This window comes from Ancylobacter dichloromethanicus, assembly GCF_018390645.1.
Classification (GTDB): domain Bacteria; phylum Pseudomonadota; class Alphaproteobacteria; order Rhizobiales; family Xanthobacteraceae; genus Ancylobacter; species Ancylobacter dichloromethanicus.
In genome coordinates this window covers 1-5,497 of sequence record NZ_JAHBGC010000027.1, presented here as the reverse complement: position 1 = coordinate 5,497, position 5,497 = coordinate 1, and the positions used below count along the sequence as shown (strand labels likewise).

At 62.1% G+C, this 5,497-nt stretch carries 6 protein-coding genes; 2 read left to right on the top strand and 4 right to left on the bottom strand.

Annotated features, from left to right (window positions below):
• Together istA and istB are read left to right on the top strand one after the other, a co-directional pair.
• Positions 1-1,162, top strand: a 1,162-nt coding sequence (gene istA, locus KHC23_RS14295; RefSeq protein ID WP_213373341.1) for an IS21 family transposase, incomplete at its 5' end; no start/stop codon positions are given.
• Positions 1,152-1,946 (top strand): IS21-like element helper ATPase IstB, encoded by a 795-nt coding sequence (gene istB / locus KHC23_RS14290; RefSeq protein ID WP_006023736.1) that lies wholly within the window; start codon positions 1,152-1,154, stop codon positions 1,944-1,946. The genes istA and istB, both read left to right, overlap by 11 nt.
• A 47-nt stretch (positions 1,947-1,993) precedes the next feature.
• Here istB and KHC23_RS14285 read toward each other — a convergent pair whose 3' ends face one another.
• From KHC23_RS14285 to KHC23_RS14270, 4 genes are all read right to left on the bottom strand, one after another.
• On the bottom strand, positions 1,994-2,530 hold the full coding sequence (locus tag KHC23_RS14285; protein WP_024922085.1) for an ABC transporter ATP-binding protein: 537 nt from the start codon (positions 2,528-2,530) through the stop codon (positions 1,994-1,996).
• A gap of 268 nt (positions 2,531-2,798) precedes the next feature.
• Positions 2,799-3,728 (bottom strand): phosphonate ABC transporter ATP-binding protein, encoded by a 930-nt coding sequence (gene phnC / locus KHC23_RS14280; protein WP_244434546.1) that lies wholly within the window; start codon positions 3,726-3,728, stop codon positions 2,799-2,801.
• Positions 3,729-3,731: 3 nt separating this feature from the next.
• Positions 3,732-4,544: a phosphonate ABC transporter, permease protein PhnE gene (phnE, locus tag KHC23_RS14275; protein WP_024922083.1), complete on the bottom strand. Its 813-nt coding sequence runs from the start codon at positions 4,542-4,544 to the stop codon at positions 3,732-3,734.
• 58 nt (positions 4,545-4,602) lie between these two features.
• A partial coding sequence (locus KHC23_RS14270; protein ID WP_048758133.1) for a phosphate/phosphite/phosphonate ABC transporter substrate-binding protein occupies positions 4,603-5,497 on the bottom strand: 895 nt, incomplete at its 5' end.

The window sequence follows — 5,497 nt, the reverse complement described above, 5'->3', positions numbered from 1 at the left end:
TCCCGGGGTCCCTTTTGCGCGCCGATCAAGGGTCCCGTTCCAACGCCGTTTGACAATCATTGCCGGCGAGCGCACCAAGCTCCAGGTCGCCCATGTCAAGCTGTCCTACAGTCGGGCCTTCACGCTTCGAGCCTACCTGCTCCAGACCCACGAGATGCTGTTTGATGCCCATAACCACGCCTTCCGGGTGTTGGGCGGCGTGCCACGGCGGGGCATCTACGACAACATGAAGACGGCCGTCGACAAGGTCGGCCGCGGCAAGGAACGCCAGGTCAACATCCGCTTCTCGGCCATGGTGAGCCACTTCCTGTTCGAGGCGGAGTTCTGCAACCCCGCTTCCGGCTGGGAGAAAGGGCAGATTGAGAAGAACGTACAGGATGCCCGTCATCGGCTCTGGCAACCCCTGCCGAACGTTCCCTCCCTGGAAGCTCTGAACGACTGGTTGGAGACCCGGTGCCGGGAGTTGTGGTCACAGACCGGGCACGGCTCGCAGCCCGGCTCGATCGCCGATGTCTGGAGCGAGGAGATCCGGCACCTGATGGCGGTGCCGCGGCCGTTCGACGGCTTCGTCGAGCACGCCAAACGCGTTTCCCCGACCTGCCTCGTTCATCTGGAGCGCAATCGCTACAGCGTGCCGGCCTCCTTCGCCAACCGTCCGGTGAGCCTGCGGGTCTATCCCGACCGGATCGTCCTCGTCGCTGAAGGGCAAGCAATCTGCGAGCATCGCCGAGTGTTCGCTCGCTCTCATGATCGTCTGAGCCGGACCGTCTATGACTGGCGGCATTATCTGGCCGTCGTCCAGCGCAAGCCCGGTGCCCTGCGCAACGGCGCGCCGTTCGCTGAGATGCCGCCCGCGTTTCGATCCCTGCAGCAGCACTTGCTCAAGCGGCCAGGCGGTGACCGCGAGATGGTCGAGATTCTGTCCTTGGTCCTCCAGCACGATGAGCAGGTCGTGCTCACGGCCGTAGAGCTCGCCCTTCAGGCCGGCGTGCCGACCAAGACCCACATCATCAACCTGCTGCACCGGCTGATCGACGGTACGCCGCTGAGCACGCCAACGATCCCGGCTCCCCCCGCCCTCACGCTGACCACTGAGCCTCAGGCCAACGTCGAGCGCTATGACGCCCTGCGCCGAGCCAGGGAGGCGCGCCATGCGTCATAATCCAGCCAGTGGAGCCATCGTCATCATGCTGCGCAGCCTCAAGATGCATGGCATGGCCCAGGCCATCACGGAGCTAACGGAACAGGGATCACCGGCCTTCGAGACCGCCATGCCGATCCTCGCACAACTCTTGAAGGCCGAGACCGCCGAACGGGAGGTGCGATCGACCACCTACCAGCTCAAGACCGCGCGCTTCCCGGCCTATCGCGACCTCGCCGGCTTCGACTTCGCCAGTAGCGAGGTCAACGAGGCGCTCGTCCGCCAGCTCCATCGCTGCGAGTTCCTCGACGACGCACACAACGTCGTCCTGATCGGCGGTCCGGGTACCGGCAAAACCCACATCGCCACGGCTCTCGGAGTCCACGCCATCGAGCATCATCACAAGCGGGTCCGCTTCTTCTCCACCGTCGAGCTCGTCAACGCCCTCGAACAGGAAAAGGCCCAGGGCAAAGCTGGACAGATCGCCGGCCGCCTCGTCCACACCGATCTCGTCATCCTCGATGAACTCGGCTATCTGCCGTTCAGCGCCTCCGGCGGCGCCTTGCTCTTCCACCTGCTGAGCAAGCTCTATGAGCGCACCAGCGTCATCATCACCACCAATCTCAGCTTCTCCGAATGGGCCACGGTCTTCGGCGATGCCAAGATGACCACGGCCTTGCTCGACCGGCTCACGCACCACTGCCATATCCTGGAGACCGGAAACGACAGCTTCCGCTTCAGAGCCAGCTCGACCAAACCACCCAAACCCTCAAAGGAGAAGCCCCGAAACTTGACCGCAACCTGACCCAAGACCACCATCACCCCGGGTCACTTCTCAGTGGAAATCCAGGGTCACTTCTCGCCGGAAATCAACATCCGCGGGTTTCTCACCATCGCGCGGCCGAGGGCGACCCGCTGGCGCTGACCGCCCGACAATTGCGAAGGAAGGCGGTTCAGCAGGTTGCCGATCTGGAGGCTGTCGGCCACCCGCCCGACGTCGGCGCCGATTTGCCTTCGCACCTCTCTCGCAGTCCTGCTGATGCCGAAGCGTCCGGCCATCCGCTGCAACCGCGTGAGCCGCCGCATCGTTAGCGGCAGGCCGATATTCTGAGCGACAGTCAAATGCGGATAGAGCGCGTAGTTCTGGAAAACCATGGCAAGATTTCGGTCCTTGGCGTCCGTACCAAGGATCGAAATGTCATCCGCCAGCACATCGCCCTGATCGGGCGTTTCCAGCCCGGCGATAATGCGTAACAGCGTTGTCTTGCCACAGCCGGAGGGGCCGAGGAGGGTGATAAATTCCCCGCGCTCCACTCTCAAATCGACCGCATGCAGAACCTGTGTTGCGCCGAACGATTTCGTGAGTTGAACGATGTTGAGTTGCGACACGCCGTCACCTGATTGAGTTTTGGCGATGTTAGTCCGATGCGGTGACAGGCATGTGTATTGCTTGTTGCAGATATGCGACAATCGCGCCACCGTCACAAAAAACAGGTCAAATAGAATTGTGACGACACGATTGGCTTAGACCAGTTGCGTTTTCTTGCTAGCGTAATGAATGGGTCAGGCGCAAGCTGCGCCGATGGAGGCAAACTCCAAAGTGCTCGCAGGTAATTTCGATCCTTACCTGCGCGACGGGGCTAACCGACGGACGGGCTCAAACGCCATCGGAAACCAAGACCGGATCTGGATCCCCCAAACGAAGGGCCGCCCTGCGGTCTTTTTCCACGGTCGAATGGTGGTCCGGCATCCCGGAGTGCCCGGTCGTAGCAGTGTTCGATCGCAGGTCCGCGGAACCGTAAAGCGCGTCATACGCAGCCTCGTCCAAGCTCTGCGTCGGCGCATCGACGACAACGCGGCCACGCGCAAGACCGATGACGCGATCGGTGAATGTGCGAGCATAGCCGACCTGATGCAGGCTGCAGATCACGGCAACGCCTTCGTCCCGCGCGATGTCCTTGAGAAGTTGCATGACCCCGGCGGCCGAACTGGGGTCGAGACTTGCAACCGGCTCGTCGGCGACGATCAACCGTGGCTCCTGGGCGAGCGCGCGCGCGATCGCGACCCGCTGCTGCTGCCCGCCGGAGAGCGTGTCGGCGCGCTGGAGCGCGTGATCGAGCATGCCGACACGCTCCAGGCATTCGAACGCCCTGAGCTTGTCCGCGCGCTCGAAGCGGCGGAATACGCCGCGCCAGGTCGGTAAATAACCGAGCCGCCCGGCCAGCACGTTGTCGAGAGCCGTGAGCCGGCGCACCAGATTGAATTGCTGGAAGACGACCGCGATTTGTCGCAGCTCGCGGGGCGTCAGCCGCTCGATCTCGGTGCCGCCGAAGCGAATGCGCCCCGCGTCCGATTTGGCCGAACCGGTGATACAGCGAAACAGCGTGGTTTTACCGGCGCCGCTCGGTCCCAGAACCGCAACGAATTCATGCTCCATCAACGAAAAGCTCACATTCTCCACCGCCGACCGCGCCCCGAAGCTCTTCGAGAAGTCCTCGACGGTGAGCACCGGCGGCTTGCCGACAATGTCCGGCTGCGAGCCTAACGTGCGCCCATTGGCAGATGTCGTGTCCACGGCGTCACCCATTGGTCAAACAAGCCTCTTGCGCAGCCACCCCGACAGCCAGTCCAGCGCTGTCACGACAATGAGGATGACGGCTATGATTGTGAAAAGCCGGGAGAAGTCGAGAAGGTCCATGCTGTTCTTCAGCTCCTGGCCGATGCCGCCTGCGCCGACGACGCCCAACACAGTGGAGGCGCGGACGTTGAACTCCAGCCAGAACAGCGAGGTTGAGAGTAGAAGCGGCAGAATATCCGGCAGGAGCCCGTATGTGAGTGCGGTAAGTCGCCCCGCACCGGTTGCGCGGATCGCATTGTGAGGACCGAGGTCCGCGCTTTCGATCTGATCGGCGAAGAACTTGGCGGCCGTGCCGGCCGTGTGGAGGGTTATGCCGAGCACACCTGCGAACGGCCCGAGCCCGACCGCGGCCACGAACAACAGCGCAAACACGAAGGAATCGATTCCACGCAGCGCGTTCAGAAACCACCTCGTCGGGAAATACAGCAACGGAAAGGGCGTGATATTGCGGCTTGCCAGGATCGCAAAAGGCAACCCGATCAGCGTGGCGAGCGTTGTGCCAATCGCGGCCATGGCGACCGTTTCCGCCGTTCGCCAAAGGAACACCGGCAGTTCCTCGAACTTCGGCGGCCAGGCTCGCGACAGCCAATCCCAAAGTCTTGGGAGACCCGTGGCGAGCTTGCCGAGGTCCAGCTGCGCGAGTTCGGCGGCGACCAGATAGAAAGCAACGATAATCGCTACGAGCAACCAGCCTTTTACTCGCGCAACGCTGAATGTGCGTTGCGCAGCTTCGAGCTTGGCAAGGGCTTCTGCAGCGGATTTCATCCCGCCGTGACCAGCGATCGAGCCCTCGAGGAGACGTCTCGCTCCCGTAGCGTTCATCTCACACCTTTGCCTTGATCTTGCCGACGGAGATGCCGGCATTCTCGATCGACCTGTAGGAGGCATGGGTCGCCGCGACAAAGCCGGTGTACCGGTTCGGCAGCAGCAACTTTGCCTGCTCGACCGTGATCGCGGTCAGGATGGCCTGCACCTTGCTCGACATCTCGGCGGAAGCGTTGGCGGGTACCGCGATGGCATCGTTGGGCAGCGGGTCCGATGTCCAGATGATCTTGTTTGAGTCCTCCTTGACCCGGCCGGATGCGATCATGGCATTGCGGTTGCGGTCGAAGTCGGTAGCCATGTCCACCTGGCCAGACGAGACAGCGATCTCGTTGGCCCCGTGTGTGGCCCCGTCGCTGTACTTCCAGAAGGCCTTGGGATCGATTTTCCAGACTTCCTTTGCGTAGAAGGTCGGGATCAACCAGCCGGATGTGGAGCCGACGTCGGCAAAGGAAATCGATTTGTCCTTCGTATCGTCGGGGAATTTCGTCACCTTGAGATCGGGCCGCGCAATGATGATGGCCTGATAAGTCGGCTTTTCATCATATTTGGCGGTGGCGACCGCCTGACAACCGGTCGCGTTGTTGGCAATGATGTAGCCCCACGGCCCCATCCATGCCAGATCGAGCTGACCGCCGCCCATGGCAACTGCCATCCCGGCCCAATCGGTGGTCGCCGAGAGCTCGAAATCTGCACCGAGCTCTTTTGCAATATGGGCAAATACCGGCCCGAACGCCTTCTTCGTGTCCTCGGGGTTGGGCAGAAGCGGTCCCACCGCGAATCGAAGTTTCTTGGTCTGCGCGATGGCTGGCCGAAAAACTGAAGTGGCCGCCGCCGCCGCCGCGGTGGTCGCCAGGAACTTGCGTCTGTTAATGCTCATAACGTCTCCACACATT